The following is a 12,626-nucleotide window of genomic DNA, read 5'->3' as shown; positions in this document are numbered from 1 at the left end:
GCCGGCCGGTGGTCAGGCGTCGAGGTCGTCGGTCGTCACGGGGATGGTGGAGCGGTAGGGGTACGCCGGGACTCCCGCGTACTCCTCCTCGTCCGCCAGCTCGTACACGTCGTACGCGAGTGCACCGGCGAAGAGGGTGGCGACGCGGATCTCGCCCGGCGGACATCCGCCGATCAGCGGCACCACGACGAGGCTGTCCAAGGTCCGGCCGTCCTCGTAGAGGAGGGCCGCTCTGATGGTTCGCGTGAGAGCGTCCATGGCCCGGACTTTACGCCGAGGTCCGCGGATCACTTGACGACGCGCCCGCTCGCCGCGAAAGTGGGAGCCGGAGGAACGATGGGCACTTTGATCTACGACGGCGCGGACGGATTCGCCTTCGACGACCGCGTACTGGCGCACCTGCAGGCGGTCATCGCGACCAAGCTCCGGCGGCGGGAGGGTTTCCTCCTGATCTGGACGGACACGACGGTGGGCGCCGAGGGCACGTTGCGCTCGATCTGGCTCGATCCCGCCATCAGCCTGCAGTTCGTCTTCGCCCATCCGACGTTCCCCGAGCTGAACCGGGAGTGGCTGGGGCTGCTCACCGAGCGCGCCAACGGCAACGGCGGCCTCGTGCTCGAAGACGCCCTGCGCGCCGAGATCCGCGCCGAGGTGCCGGAGGGCACCTACAAGGCCGCACGGTCGCAGCAGCGCAAGGAGGGCTGAGCGATGGGCAAGCTGCTCTACGCCAACGGTCAGGAGTACGAGTTCGACGACCGCACCCTGTCGCACGTCAAGATCGCGCTGGTCACCAAGCTGCGCCGGCACGAGAGCTTCCTGCTCAACTGGCAGATCCCGCCGGAGCAGGGCGGCGGCCGGATGAGCATCTGGGTCAGCCGCGAGATCCCCATGGCGTTCGTGTTCGCCGGCAGCCGCCCGCCCGTGCTCAACGAGCGGTGGATGGAGGCCCTGCTGCACTCCAGCCAGCGCACCGGCGGCATGGTGGTCATGACCGAGGAGGAGGCCGAGTCCGGCCACTTCAGCGAGTAGGCGGACCGCTGCTCCCGTCCGGCGGCCCGGTCAGGGCAGCAGTGCGATCTTCCCGCCCGGGTGGCCCTCGGCGAGGAAGCGCAGGGCTTCCGGCGCCTCGTCCAGCGGGTAGGTCCGCGCGATCGGCACCTGCAGGCGACCGCTTCCGGCCAGCTCGAGCAGGGAGGCGCGGACGGAGTCGCGGTACGCCTGGCTCTCCGGCTGCGCCCCGAAGACGGCGGCGAAGCCCTCCTGGTCAGCGCGGGCCGCGGCGACGATCGTGACGATGCGAGAGCGGTCGGGCACGAGTTCCAGGGAGACGTCGATCGCCTCGTCCGTGCCGACCGTGTCGAGGGCGGCGACGATCGGCCCGTGCGCCGCTGCGCGCGCCCGGTCGGCGAGCCCGTCGCCGTAGAGCACCGGGACGCCGCCGAAGCGGCGCACACGGGCGAAGCTCGCCTCGCTCGCCGTGCCGACGACGTGCACGCCGAGCTCCCCGGCCTGCTGCAGGATCATGACCCCGACGGCGCCGGAGGCACCGTGGACAAGGATGGTCTCGCCCGCCCGGGCTCCCACCGTGTGCAGCATCTGCGCCGCGGTGGTGCCCGCGAGGAGGAGGTTGGCCGCCTCCTCGTCGGGGATGCGCTCCGGCTTCGCGAAGACGTCCTTCGCGGGCACGGTCACCTCATCGGCGTAGCCGCCCTGGATACGGAAGGCCACGACCGCGTCGCCGACCGCGGCGGCGCCGGAGCCGATCTCGGTGTCGGGACCGACGGCGCTCAGCACGCCGGCGACCTCGTAGCCGATGGCGACCGGCAGCTCGAGTCCGGGTCGCGGGGAGGAGACGTGCTTGTAGTCGGCCGGGTTCACCCCGGCGGCGCGCACCCGGATGGTGACCTCACCCGGCCCCGGCGCGGCGACCTCCCGCTCCACCAGCTCCCAATCCTCGGGTCCACCCCACCGCGTCGCGATCCACTGTCGTGCCATGGGGCCAGTCAACGCCCGGATGCTGTGTGCCGGCTCAGCGTCTCGGCGCCGCGGCGACACGGCATCCGGACGTCCGGCCGTCAGGCCGAGACGGTGTCGGTCGCGCGGCCGCTGTGACGGGCGCGGCGCGAGCGGGTGGGCGCGAGCCGCACCATCTGCGCGGTCGAGCTGTCGTCGAGCTCGACGATCGGGCTGCGCGACTTCACGAAGTCGCTGAACGAGCGGAAGCCGAGGGCCTTCTCGCTGAACGACGGATCCATCCGCTTCATCTGGCCCTTCACCGTGGAGCTGTGCAGCCACTCGGTGTCGTCCTTCTCGTGGCCGAGCTGGAGGGCGCGGGTGAGCAGGCGCGTGGCCTCGGCCTGGAGCTCGGCGTCGGCCTGCTCGACCGGGGTCGGCTCGGCGGCCTCGGCGGCTTCGGCCGGCTGCTCGACCGGGGTGCGCTTCCGGCGGGAGCGCGAGCCGCGTCCCGTGGTGGCCGGCTCGGCCTTCGCGGCGTCGGCTTCGGCGTCGCTCTCGGGCGCGTCGGCGACGGTGTCGGCACCGCTTGCTTCTGCCGCAGCGGTGCCGGTCGCGGCCTCGTCGGCGGCGGCCTCCTCGACGACGTCGTCCGCGGTGTCGTCCGCGACCTCGTCGTGGGCGACGCCCGGGATGTCGTCGTAGCTGTCGAACTCGTCGCACGCGGCGGCGAGGGACTTCGCGGTGGAGCCCGCGACGCCGATCCCGATCACGTAGCGGCCGAGGCGCTTGATCCGCTGGGCCAGCGGCACGTAGTCGGAGTCGCCGGCCACGACGACCACGTGGGTCAGCTCGGGCAGGCGGAAGAGGTCTTCGACGGCGTCGACGGCGAGCCGGATGTCGGCGCCGTTCTTCGCGTAGGCGGCGGCGGGGAAGAGCTGGACGAGGTCCACGGCGCGGCCGACGAGCTGGCCGCGGTAGTCGGCGTTCACCGTCGCCGACCAGTCGGCGTACGCCCGGGTCAGCACGAGCGTGCCGAACGACGACGCGAAGTCGATGATGGCGCCCAGGTCGACCCTGGCCTCCTCGAGCTTGGCCGCGAACGCCGGCTTCGGCTTGTCGCCGGACGACTTCTGCCGGTCGCGCATGAACTGCCCGCGTCCGTGCACCTGGTCGTAGCGGGAGATGACGATGTTGTCGAAGTCGATGTAGACCGCGACGCGGCCGTGCCCAGGTTCACTCATGGCCCCACGATATCCCGCGCGCCCGACCCCTCCCTGTGCCGGCCCCTCGCAGATGTGGCCCAAATGTCGGGGATGCGCGTGGCATACCCGACATTTGGGCCACATGCGGAGGGGCAGAGGAGGGGATCGAGCGGGTCAGGAGGCGGTGTAGCGGTCCGCGACGTCGAGCGCGGCGTCGATGGCGGCGAGGCCGCGGCGCAGCTCGTCCTCCTCGATCACCAGCGGCGGGGCGATGTGCACGCGGTTGAAGTGCGTGAACGGCCACACGCCGGCCGCCTTGCACGCGGCCGCGACCGCTCCCATGGGAGCCGCGTCGGCGCCCGTCGCGTTGAACGGCACCAGCGGCTCCCGCGTCTCCCGGTCGCGCACGAGCTCCAGCGCCCAGAACAGCCCGCGGCCGCGTACCTCGCCGAGGGACGGGTGCTTGTCGAACCAGGAGGTGATCTCGGGCTCGACGACGCGCTCGCCGAGGTCGCGCACGCGCTCCAGGATGCCGTCGCGCTCGAACACCTCGAAGGTCGCGACGCCCGCCGCGCAGGCCAGCGGGTGGCCCGAGTAGGTGAGCCCGCCGGCGAACGACACATCGTCGAAGTACGACGCGATCGGCTCGGAGATGACGACGCCGCCGAGCGGCACATATCCCGAGTTCACCCCCTTCGCGAAGGTGATGAGGTCGGGCACGACGTCGAACGCGTCCACCGCGAACCACTCGCCGATGCGCCCGAAGCCGACCATGACCTCGTCGGCGATGTAGACGATGCCGTACTTGTCGCACAGCGCCCGCACGCCGGGAAGGTAGCCGGGCGGCGGGACGAGCACGCCGTTGGTGCCGACGACGGTCTCGATGATGATCGCCGCCACGGTGGCGGCGCCCTCCAGCACGATGACGCTCTCGAGGTGCTCGAGGGCGCGCTGCGTCTCCTCCTCCGGCGTGGTCGCGTGGAAGGCCGACCGGTACGGGTACGGGCCGAAGAAGTGGGCGACCGAGGGATCGCTCGGCTCGTTCGGCCAGCGGCGCGGGTCGCCGGTCAGCGAGATCGCCGTGGCGGTGCCGCCGTGGTACGAGCGGTACATCGAGAGGACCTTGTGGCGTCCGGTCACGCGGCGGGCCATCCGGACCGCGTACTCGTTCGCGTCGGCGCCGCCGTTGGTGAAGAACACCTTGTCGAGGGTGCCGGGCGCCACGCGGGCGATGCGGCGCGCGAGCTCGCCGCGCACGTCGTTCGCCATCGAGGGCTGGATGGTCGCGAGGCGACCGGCCTGCTGCTGGATGGCCGCGACCAGGTCCGGGTGCTGGTGCCCGAGGTTCAGGTTGACCAGCTGGGAGCTGAAGTCCAGGTACGCGTTGCCCTGGTAGTCCCAGAACGTGGAGCCGTCGCCGGCCGCGATCGGCAGCGGGTCGATCTGCGCCTGCGCGCTCCACGAGTGGAACACGTGGCTGCGGTCGTCGCTGCGCACCTGGGTCTCGGCGTCCGTGTCACCGAAGGGGTGGCGCGCCCCGGTGCGGTCGTCGAACCCGGTGCGGGCGGTGATGGGGAGGGTGTCGGTCATGAGGATCCTCGTGTCTCGTCGCGCGGGTCAGGAGTTGCCGGGGAAGGCCAGCTGGATGCTGGACTGCACCGGGTCGGGCCAGCGGGTGGTGACGACCTTGCTGCGCGTGTAGAAGTGGAACGACTCGGGGCCGTAGATGTGGGAGTCGCCGAAGAGCGAGCCCTTCCAGCCGCCGAACGAGTAGGCGCCGACGGGCACGGGGATGGGCACGTTGACGCCGACCATCCCGACCTCGACCTCGAACTCGTACTGGCGGGCGGCGCCGCCGTCGCGGGTGAAGATCGCGGTGCCGTTGCCGTACTGGTTGGCGTTGACGAGCGCGATCGCCTCATCGAAGGTGTCGACGCGCACGACCGACAGCACCGGGCCGAAGATCTCGTCGTCGTAGACGCGCATCCCGGGCTTCACGTCGTCGACGAGGCTGACGCCGATGAAGAAGCCGTCTCCGTCGAACTGCTTGGTGGTGCCGTCGACGACGACGGTCGCGCCCTCGGCGGCGGCTCCGGTCACGTAGGAGGCGACCTTGTCGCGGTGCTCGCGCGTGATGAGCGGCCCCATCTCGCTGGCGGCGTCGGTGCCCGCGCCGATGGCGAGGTCGCCGAGGCGGCGCTCGATGGCGGGGACGAGCCGGTCGCCCACGTCGCCGACGGCGACGAGCACGCTGACGGCCATGCAGCGCTCGCCGGCGGAGCCGTACGCGGCCGAGACGGCGGCGTCGGCGGCCGACTCGATGTCGGCATCCTCGAGCACGACCATGTGGTTCTTCGCGCCGCCCAGGGCCTGCACCCGCTTGCCGCTGGCGCTCGCGCGCTGGTAGATCGACCGGGCGATCGGGGTGGAGCCGACGAAGCTGACCGCGGAGACGTCGGGGCTGTCGAGCAGCGTGTCGACGGCCTCCTTGTCGCCGTGCACGACGTTGAGCACGCCGGCGGGCAGGCCGGCCTCGAGGAAGAGCTTCGCCAGGAAGACGGAGGCGCTCGGGTCCTTCTCGCTCGGCTTGAGGACGACGGTGTTGCCGCACGCGATCGCGCTGGCGACCATCCAGAGCGGCACCATGACCGGGAAGTTGAACGGGGTGATGCAGGCGACGACGCCGACCGGCTGCTTGACGCTGTGCACGTCGATGCCGGTGGAGACCTGCTCGCTGAACTCGCCCTTGAGCTGGTTGATCAGGCCGGACGCGAACTCGACGTTCTCGAGGCCGCGGCCGATCTCGCCCGCGGCGTCGGAGAGCACCTTGCCGTGCTCGCTGGTGACGATGGCGGCGAGGTCGTCGCGGCGCTCCGTCAGCAGGTGGCGCAGGCGGAAGAGCACGTCGGCGCGCTTGGTCAGGCTGGTGGCGCGCCATCCGGGCAGGGCGGCGCGGGCCGCGGCGATGGCGCGCTCGACGTCGGCGCGGCTGCCGAGCACGACCTCGTGCTGCTGCTCGCCCGTGGCGGGGTCGTACACGGCTCCGGTGCGGGCGGTCTCGCCGGTCTCGGTCCCGTCGATCAGATGGCGGATGAGGGCCACGGGCATTCTCCTTGCGTGGTTCCGGACGAAGTGCCCGGATGGAACAGTAGGCTTGTCTCCCAATGGTTGCAGAGAGCGAGGCGGGCGAGTGATGCCAGATCGTCGGGGCTTGTCGGTGGATGAGACAGATCGTCCGGATCCGGTGTCGCCAGTCGTGCTGCCCACCATCCGCGAGATCCTCCGGTTCGACGAGGTCGCCGCGGCCCTGCCCGAGGTCCTGTCCGGCGACGACGCCCTCGACCGGCCGGTCCGGTGGGTGCACGTCTCGGAGACCGCCTCCAGCGCCCGCCTGGTCAGCGGGGGCGAGCTCCTCCTGTCGACCGGCGCCGGCTGGCCCACCGACGACGCCGGCCTGCGTGGCCTCGCCGAGCAGCTGGCCGGGGGCGGGATCGCCGGGCTGGTGCTCGAGCTCGGCGAGCGGATGCCCTCCGCGCCGACCGCCCTCCTCGACGGGTTCCGTGCCGCGGGTCTGCCGTTCGTCGTCCTGCACCGGGAGGTGCGCTTCATCGCGATCACCGAGGCGGTGCACTCCCGCATCATCGCGGACCAGATGGGCGCGCTGCGCGCCCGCGACGAGATCCACGCCCTCTTCACCGAGCTGAGCCTGCGCGGCAGCCCGGCGGACTTCATCGTCGCCCAGGCCGCCCGTGCGCTCGACGCCCCGGTCGTGCTCGAGGACCTCAACCACCGCGTGATCGCCGCATCCGGCATCGACGGCGACGAGCAGGCGCTGCGCGACTGGGAGCAGCGCTCCCGGCAGGAGCACCGGGGGACCGGCGGCGAGCGCTGGCTCATCACGCCGATCGAGGCGCGGGGGATGCGGTGGGGTCACCTCGTCGCCCTCCCTGGCCGCGCCCATCCCGCCGGCCGGTCGAACGTGCTGGAGCAGGCCGCGGTGGCCCTCGCTCTCAGCAGGCTCGCCGACCGGGACGCCGACGAGTGGACGCGGCAGAGTCACGACCGCCTGCTCGGCGCGCTCCTCGGGCGCCGGTTCGCGACCGAGAGCGGGCTGGTCGCCCGGTTCGAAGCGTCCGGGCTCCCGGTCGCCGGGCGGGCGCTGAGCGGCGTCGCGATCGGGTTGCACGCGGTCGCCGGGCAGACCCCGGACGTCGCGGCCCTCGTCGCCGCCGCGAGCGCCGAGGCGAGGGACCAGGGCGTCGAGGCGCTCGTGTCGCAGCATCCGGACCGTGCGTCCGGGATGCTCGTGCTCGCGATCTCCTCGCGGCCCGAGCGGTCGGTGACGGACGCGACGCTCACCGCCATCGGCACTGCGGTCGCGCGCGCCGCAGCCGCGAACCCGGGGACCGGCGGAGCCGTCACCGTCGCGCTCGGATCGGAGGCGCCGGGCATCCCGGGCCTGCTCGCCTCCGTCGCGGAGGCCGGGCAGCTGCTCGCGCGCGCCGATCCCCGCCGGTCGCAGGGCGTCACGGTGCTGCGTGCCGAGCACCGCCCCCTGCTGCGCCTGGTCACCACGCTCGGTGCCGACCCGCGCATGCAGGAGCACAGCGAGCTGATGCTCCGGCCCCTGATCGACTACGACCTCGCCAGCGGCGGCGACCTGCTGGAGGTGCTGCGCGCCTACGCGGCCCATCCCGGCAACCGCACCAAGGCGGCCGCCGCCAGCCATCTCTCGCGCTCGGTCTTCTACCAGCGCATCGCCCTCATCGAGGAGCTGCTCGGGATGGACCTGGACGACGGCGAGACGCTGAGCGCCCTGCACGCCGCCCTGCTGGCGCGCAGCGCCCGCGGCTGAGGCCGCCCCGCCGCCGTCAGGCCAGCCAGACCTTGCGGAGGGTCTCGGTCACGGTCCACACCGTCTCGTCGCCCGCGGTGAGGCGCACCACGTCGCCCGGCCCGATCGCCAGGATGTCCCCGGTCGCGACGAACTCGACGGTCGCGCGGCCGGCGATCACGACGAAGAGCTCGTCGGACTCCACGTCGCTCATCGTGCCGGGCGTCATCTCCCAGACGCCGACCTCCGAGCCGCCGAAGGAGCCCAGCTCGGCCAGTCCCGTGCGAGGGGTGCCCGACACGCGCTGCGTATCGGGCACGTCCTCGTGATCGAGCGGCAGGGCCAGCGCGTCCACCCGGCCGGTCGTGGCGAAACGGTCGCCGGCAGGGCCCGCGCCGGCGGAGTATCCCTCGCTCATGCGCTCGCCAGCGTCTTCGCCATCTCCTCGGTCGACGCCCCGCTGCGGCGGAGCACGAACCCGACGACGGCCAGGGCGACCAGGGTGAGGACGAACATGACCGCCGAGACCGCGGCGATCTCCGGCCGAAGACCGACGCGCAGCGAGCTGAAGATGTACACCGGCCACGGCGTCGACCCCGGCACCTGCACGAAGCTCGACACGATGGTGTTGTCGAGGCTGAGGGTGAACGACATGAGTGCGCCGGCCCAGATCGCGGGGCTCGCGACCGGGAGGGTGATCTGCCAGAAGCGCTTCAGCGGGGGTGCGTAGAGGTCGGCGGCGGCCTCCTCCAGCGCCTCGTCCATGCCCTGCATCCTGGCCCGGACGATGAAGGTCACCACCGCCACCGAGAGCACGGCGTGCGCGACGACGAGGCGCACCATCCCGTTGCTGAAGATGCCGATGCCGAAGTCGGTGCCGAGGCTCACGAACCACGGCAGCATCGAGACGGCGTCGACGATCTCGGGGGTGAACAGCGTGATCGACAGCAGGAGCGTCGCCCACAGCACCCAGGAGGTCTTCGCCTTCGACCGCGCGAGGGCCAGGCCGCCGAGCGTCCCGAGGATGGTCGAGAGCAGCGCGGCCCCGACGGCGGCCTCCAGCGACGTGATGACCGAGGAGCGGATGACCGGGCTGGCCCACGCTGCTGCGTACGCGTCGAAGCCGAAGCCCTGCCACGTCGCGAGCAGGCGTCCTGTGTTGAACGAGTACACCAGCATCACGAGGATCGGCAGGAACAGGAAGGCGAACACCAGGATGCCCCACACCGTCAGGCCGATGCGCACGCCGTCGGGGCGTCGGCGACGGCGCACCGTCCGGCGCCGTGCGTTGCGGCCGCTGTCGCTGCGGACGGCGAGCATGGCCTCTGTCGCGGTCTGCGTCGTCATGCGCCCGCTCCCTTCGAGAGATCGACCCGGCGGGACCGCCGGACGACGTACCGGATGACCAGGGCGACGCCGCCCACGATGACGACCGCCGCCGCGATGAACAGCATGAGCAGCACCGCCATCGCCGAGCCCAGCGCCCAGTTCTGAGCCGTGTTGAACTGGCTGGCGACCAGCTGGCCGACCATGTTCCCCTGGGCGCCGCCGAGCACCGAGGCGGTGACGTAGTCGCCCATCAGCGGGATGAACACCAGCAGGCAGCCCGACGCGATCCCCGGCGCGGCCAGCGGCAGCGTCACCTGGAGGAACGTGCGCACCCGGTTGGCGCCCAGGTCGCCGCTCGCCTCGCGCAGCGGCTGCCCGGCGCGGTCCATGGCGACGTACAGCGGCAGGATCATCAGCGGCAGGTAGTTGTAGACGACGCCGAGCTGCACGGCCGCCTGCGTGTAGAGCACGTTCAGGTCGCCGTGGATGATGCCGAGGCTCTGCAGGGCGTCCGAGACGAATCCCTGCGGCGAGAGCACGATCTGCCACCCGAGCGTCCTGACCAGGAAGTTCGTCCAGAACGGCACGAGCACCAGGGCAAGCGCCAGGGCGCGGTACTGCGGGCGCAGCTTCACCGCCAGCCAGTACGCGAACGGCACGCCGATCACGAGGCAGATCGCCGTGCCGACGAGCCCGATCCGCAGCGTGTTGACGAACGTGCCGAGGAAGGTCGCGTCCAGCGCCTCCCCGTACCGGTCGAACGAGAGCTTGTCGTTGGCGTGCGCGGAGAACAGGTCGGGCTTGTACCCGAAGCTGTACCAGAGCACGAGGGCCAGCGGGACGACGAAGAAGAACAGCACGAACGCCCAGGTCGGGAAGCCGGCGATCGTGGTGCCCGAGATGCGGGTGCGCAGGCGGCGCCGCTGCGGTCCGGGTGCCGGCCCGGAGCCGGTGGCGTCGCGCTCGCCGGCGCGGGATGCGGTCGCTGTCGCGGTCATCAGGAGCCTGCCTTCGCCATCATGCGGTTCACGATCGAGACGAGCCGCTCGGCCGCGCCGTTCAGCTCGGCCGGGGTCAGCCGGGCGATCACGTCGTCGGTGGGGAACACGAGTTCCGGCAGGGCGAAGTCCTCGCTCTGCGCGCGCTCGCGGAGCCCCTTCACCCCGGTCGAGTACCCGATGTAGTCGACCTCGCGGTACGACGCGTCCGGTTCGAGGATCGCGTCGATGAACGCGTAGGCCGCGTCGGGATGCTGCGCACCGGTCGCGATGGCCCAGGTGTCCATCCACAGGTTCGCCGTCGGCGTCGGGTAGACGAACTTCCAGTTCTTGGGGATCGTGTCCGTGGCGAGCATCCCCTGGCGGGCGTCGCCGTTGAACGCCTGGCAGAGGGCGAAGGTGCCCTCGGGGATGCCGCTGGTGACGGCCGTGGAGTTGAACGCCTTGATGTGCGGCGCGAGCGTGTTGACCAGGTAGTCCTCGGCGGCGTCGAGGTCGGCCTTCTTCGTCGTGTTGGGGTCGATGCCGTTGGCCGCGAAGTACATGCTCGCGACCTCCCACGGATCCTCGAGCACGGCGACGTTCTTGCTCGCCTCCTTCTGGGCGGCATCGAGGAAGTCGGACCACGAGGTCATCGGCCGGCTGATCACGTCGGTGTTGTAGGCGAACCCGGTGGTGCCCCAGTCCTTGCAGACCGAGTAGACGTTGCCGCGATCCCACGACTGGTCGAGGTAGTGCGGGTCGATGTTGCTCAGGTTGCGCAACCGGGAGTGGTCGAGCTTCTGGAGGAGCCCGTTCGCCGACATCATCGGGATGTAGCTGCCCGTCGGCACGACGATGTCGTACCCGCTCGTGCCGCGGGTGGCGCCGAGCTTCGCGATCATCTCCTCGTTGGAGCCGTAGCTGTCGAGCTGCACGGTCACGCCGTGCTTCTTCTGGAACGACGTGATGTTCGACGGGTCATCGTAATCGCCCCAGCTGTACACGTTGAGCTGGGTCTCGAGCTTGCCGTCGGGTGCCACGGAGGCGCCGAACGCGGTCTCCCTGGTGCACGCGGTGAGGGCGAGCCCGGCCGCGGTGACGGCGAAGCCGCCGAGCAGCGCGCGCCGGGTGATGCGGGCTGCCCCGGCCTGGGGGATCAGGGCGACGACGTCGGCGGCGCTGCTCGGGCGGCCGGTGCGGGAGGTGCGCCGCATCTCAGGCGGCCTCGGCGTCGGCGTCGGGCTCGGCCGCGAACACATGCAGGTCGCTGTCGTCCCAGCCGCACCACACCGCGTCCCCGGTGCTCAGCTGCTCGACCTGGCTCGGCGGCCGGCGCGAGAGCAGCTCGACCCCGGCCGCGGTGACGACGACGTACTGGATCACGTCGCCGAGGAACGAGATGCCGGCGAGCGTGCCCTGCACGCCCGTCCCGGCGGGACGCTCCCGGCCGACGGTGACGGCTTCGGCCCGTACGGCGACCCGCACGCGCTCGCCGCTGCGGGCGTCCGACCCGGTCGCCGCGCCCACCCGGCCGTCGGCGGCGAGCAGCGAGCCGTCGGGCTGCACCGTCGCGTCGATGAAGTTCTGCTTGCCGATGAACCCGGCGACGAACGCGTTCGCCGGCGACAGGTACACGGCCTCCGTCGTGCCGATCTGCTGCACCGCGCCGCCCTGCATCACGACGATCCGATCGCTCATCGAGAGCGCCTCCTGCTGGTCGTGGGTGACGAAGACGAAGGTGATGCCGAGCTGGCGTTGCAGCAGCTTCAGCTCGATCTGCATCTCCTCCCGCAGCTTGCGGTCGAGTGCCGACATCGGCTCGTCCAGCAGCAGCACGCGCGGCCGGTTGACGAGCGCGCGGGCGAGGGCGACGCGCTGCTGCTGGCCGCCCGAGAGCTTCTGCGGGCTCCGGTCGGCGAAGGAGCCCATGCGCGAGAGCTCCAGCGCGTCCCGCACCCGTTCGGCGATCTCCGCGCGGGGCACCCGCTTCTGCCGCAGGCCGTACGCGACGTTCTCGGCGACGGTCATGTGCGGGAACAGCGCGTAGGACTGGAAGACCGTGTTGACCGGGCGCTTGTGCGGAGGCGTGTCGATGACGCTCACCCCGCCGACCGCGATGTCGCCGTCGTCGGGATGCTCGAACCCGGCGATCATCCGCAGCAGCGTCGTCTTGCCGCAGCCGGAGGGGCCCAGGAGCGAGATGAACTCGCCGCTGCGCACCTCCAGATCGATGTGGTCGACCGCGATCTGCGATCCGAACAGCTTGGTGACCCCGCGCAGCTGCACGGAGCCGTCGGAGGCCGGTGGGGTGGACGTCATCGTCGG

The 12,626-nt window shown here is 71.7% G+C and carries 13 protein-coding genes; 3 read left to right on the top strand and 10 right to left on the bottom strand.

All coding sequences use genetic code 11. The features are described from left to right. Positions 1–12 precede the first annotated feature (12 nt). Positions 13–258, bottom strand: a complete 246-nt coding sequence (locus FHX33_RS08430) for a hypothetical protein (RefSeq protein ID WP_021762289.1) — start codon at positions 256–258, stop codon at positions 13–15. 78 nt (positions 259–336) lie between these two features. Here FHX33_RS08430 and FHX33_RS08425 point away from each other — a divergent pair, with 78 nt between their 5' ends. Then, the gene (locus FHX33_RS08425; RefSeq protein WP_021762287.1) at positions 337–705 is read left to right on the top strand and encodes a DUF7882 family protein; all 369 of its coding nucleotides are present in this window, start codon (positions 337–339) and stop codon (positions 703–705) included. A 3-nt stretch (positions 706–708) separates the two neighbouring features. Further along, a complete protein-coding gene (locus FHX33_RS08420) occupies positions 709–1,029 on the top strand; it encodes a DUF7882 family protein (protein WP_021762285.1) in 321 nt (106 codons plus the stop codon). Positions 1,030–1,059: 30 nt separating this feature from the next. Here FHX33_RS08420 and FHX33_RS08415 read toward each other — a convergent pair whose 3' ends face one another. The 4 genes from FHX33_RS08415 to FHX33_RS08400 all read right to left on the bottom strand — a co-directional run bounded on the left by FHX33_RS08415 (position 1,060) and on the right by FHX33_RS08400 (position 6,260). Continuing rightward, positions 1,060–1,995, bottom strand: coding sequence for an NADP-dependent oxidoreductase (locus tag FHX33_RS08415; RefSeq protein ID WP_183428341.1), 936 nt, complete (start codon positions 1,993–1,995; stop codon positions 1,060–1,062). A gap of 80 nt (positions 1,996–2,075) precedes the next feature. Continuing rightward, positions 2,076–3,197: an NYN domain-containing protein gene (locus tag FHX33_RS08410; protein WP_183428340.1), complete on the bottom strand. Its 1,122-nt coding sequence runs from the start codon at positions 3,195–3,197 to the stop codon at positions 2,076–2,078. 135 nt (positions 3,198–3,332) lie between these two features. Beyond that, positions 3,333–4,748: an aspartate aminotransferase family protein gene (locus FHX33_RS08405; protein WP_021764394.1), complete on the bottom strand. Its 1,416-nt coding sequence runs from the start codon at positions 4,746–4,748 to the stop codon at positions 3,333–3,335. A gap of 27 nt (positions 4,749–4,775) precedes the next feature. Then, positions 4,776–6,260, bottom strand: coding sequence for a CoA-acylating methylmalonate-semialdehyde dehydrogenase (locus FHX33_RS08400; protein ID WP_183428339.1), 1,485 nt, complete (start codon positions 6,258–6,260; stop codon positions 4,776–4,778). Positions 6,261–6,402: 142 nt separating this feature from the next. Between FHX33_RS08400 and FHX33_RS08395 the strand changes: the two genes are divergently transcribed. After that, positions 6,403–8,013: a PucR family transcriptional regulator gene (locus tag FHX33_RS08395; RefSeq protein WP_338092006.1), complete on the top strand. Its 1,611-nt coding sequence runs from the start codon at positions 6,403–6,405 to the stop codon at positions 8,011–8,013. A gap of 16 nt (positions 8,014–8,029) precedes the next feature. Here the strand turns inward: FHX33_RS08395 and FHX33_RS08390 are convergent, their stop codons facing one another. The 5 genes from FHX33_RS08390 to FHX33_RS08370 are packed head-to-tail and all read right to left on the bottom strand — an operon-like array spanning position 8,030 to position 12,620. Next, positions 8,030–8,410 carry a cupin domain-containing protein gene (locus FHX33_RS08390; RefSeq protein ID WP_021765018.1) on the bottom strand — a complete coding sequence of 127 codons (381 nt, stop codon included), beginning with the start codon at positions 8,408–8,410 and terminating at the stop codon, positions 8,030–8,032. Beyond that, entirely contained in the window at positions 8,407–9,339 is a 933-nt protein-coding gene (locus tag FHX33_RS08385) for an ABC transporter permease (protein ID WP_021765017.1), read from the bottom strand. The genes FHX33_RS08390 and FHX33_RS08385 overlap by 4 nt, the downstream gene beginning before the upstream one ends. Next, a complete protein-coding gene (locus FHX33_RS08380; RefSeq protein ID WP_021765016.1) occupies positions 9,336–10,319 on the bottom strand; it encodes an ABC transporter permease in 984 nt (327 codons plus the stop codon). The genes FHX33_RS08385 and FHX33_RS08380 overlap by 4 nt, the downstream gene beginning before the upstream one ends. Further along, on the bottom strand, positions 10,319–11,515 hold the full coding sequence (locus FHX33_RS08375) for a polyamine ABC transporter substrate-binding protein (protein ID WP_183428337.1): 1,197 nt from the start codon (positions 11,513–11,515) through the stop codon (positions 10,319–10,321). The genes FHX33_RS08380 and FHX33_RS08375 overlap by 1 nt, the downstream gene beginning before the upstream one ends. Position 11,516: 1 nt before the next feature. Further along, positions 11,517–12,620, bottom strand: a complete 1,104-nt coding sequence (locus FHX33_RS08370; protein ID WP_183428336.1) for an ABC transporter ATP-binding protein — start codon at positions 12,618–12,620, stop codon at positions 11,517–11,519. Between the last annotated feature and the right edge of the window lie 6 nt (positions 12,621–12,626).

The sequence above is a fragment of the Leifsonia aquatica genome (assembly GCF_014190775.1).
In the GTDB taxonomy this organism is placed as follows: Bacteria; Actinomycetota; Actinomycetes; order Actinomycetales; family Microbacteriaceae; genus Leifsonia; species Leifsonia aquatica.
Note: the sequence above shows the minus strand (reverse complement) of the source record. Positions and strands in the feature narration are given on the sequence as shown.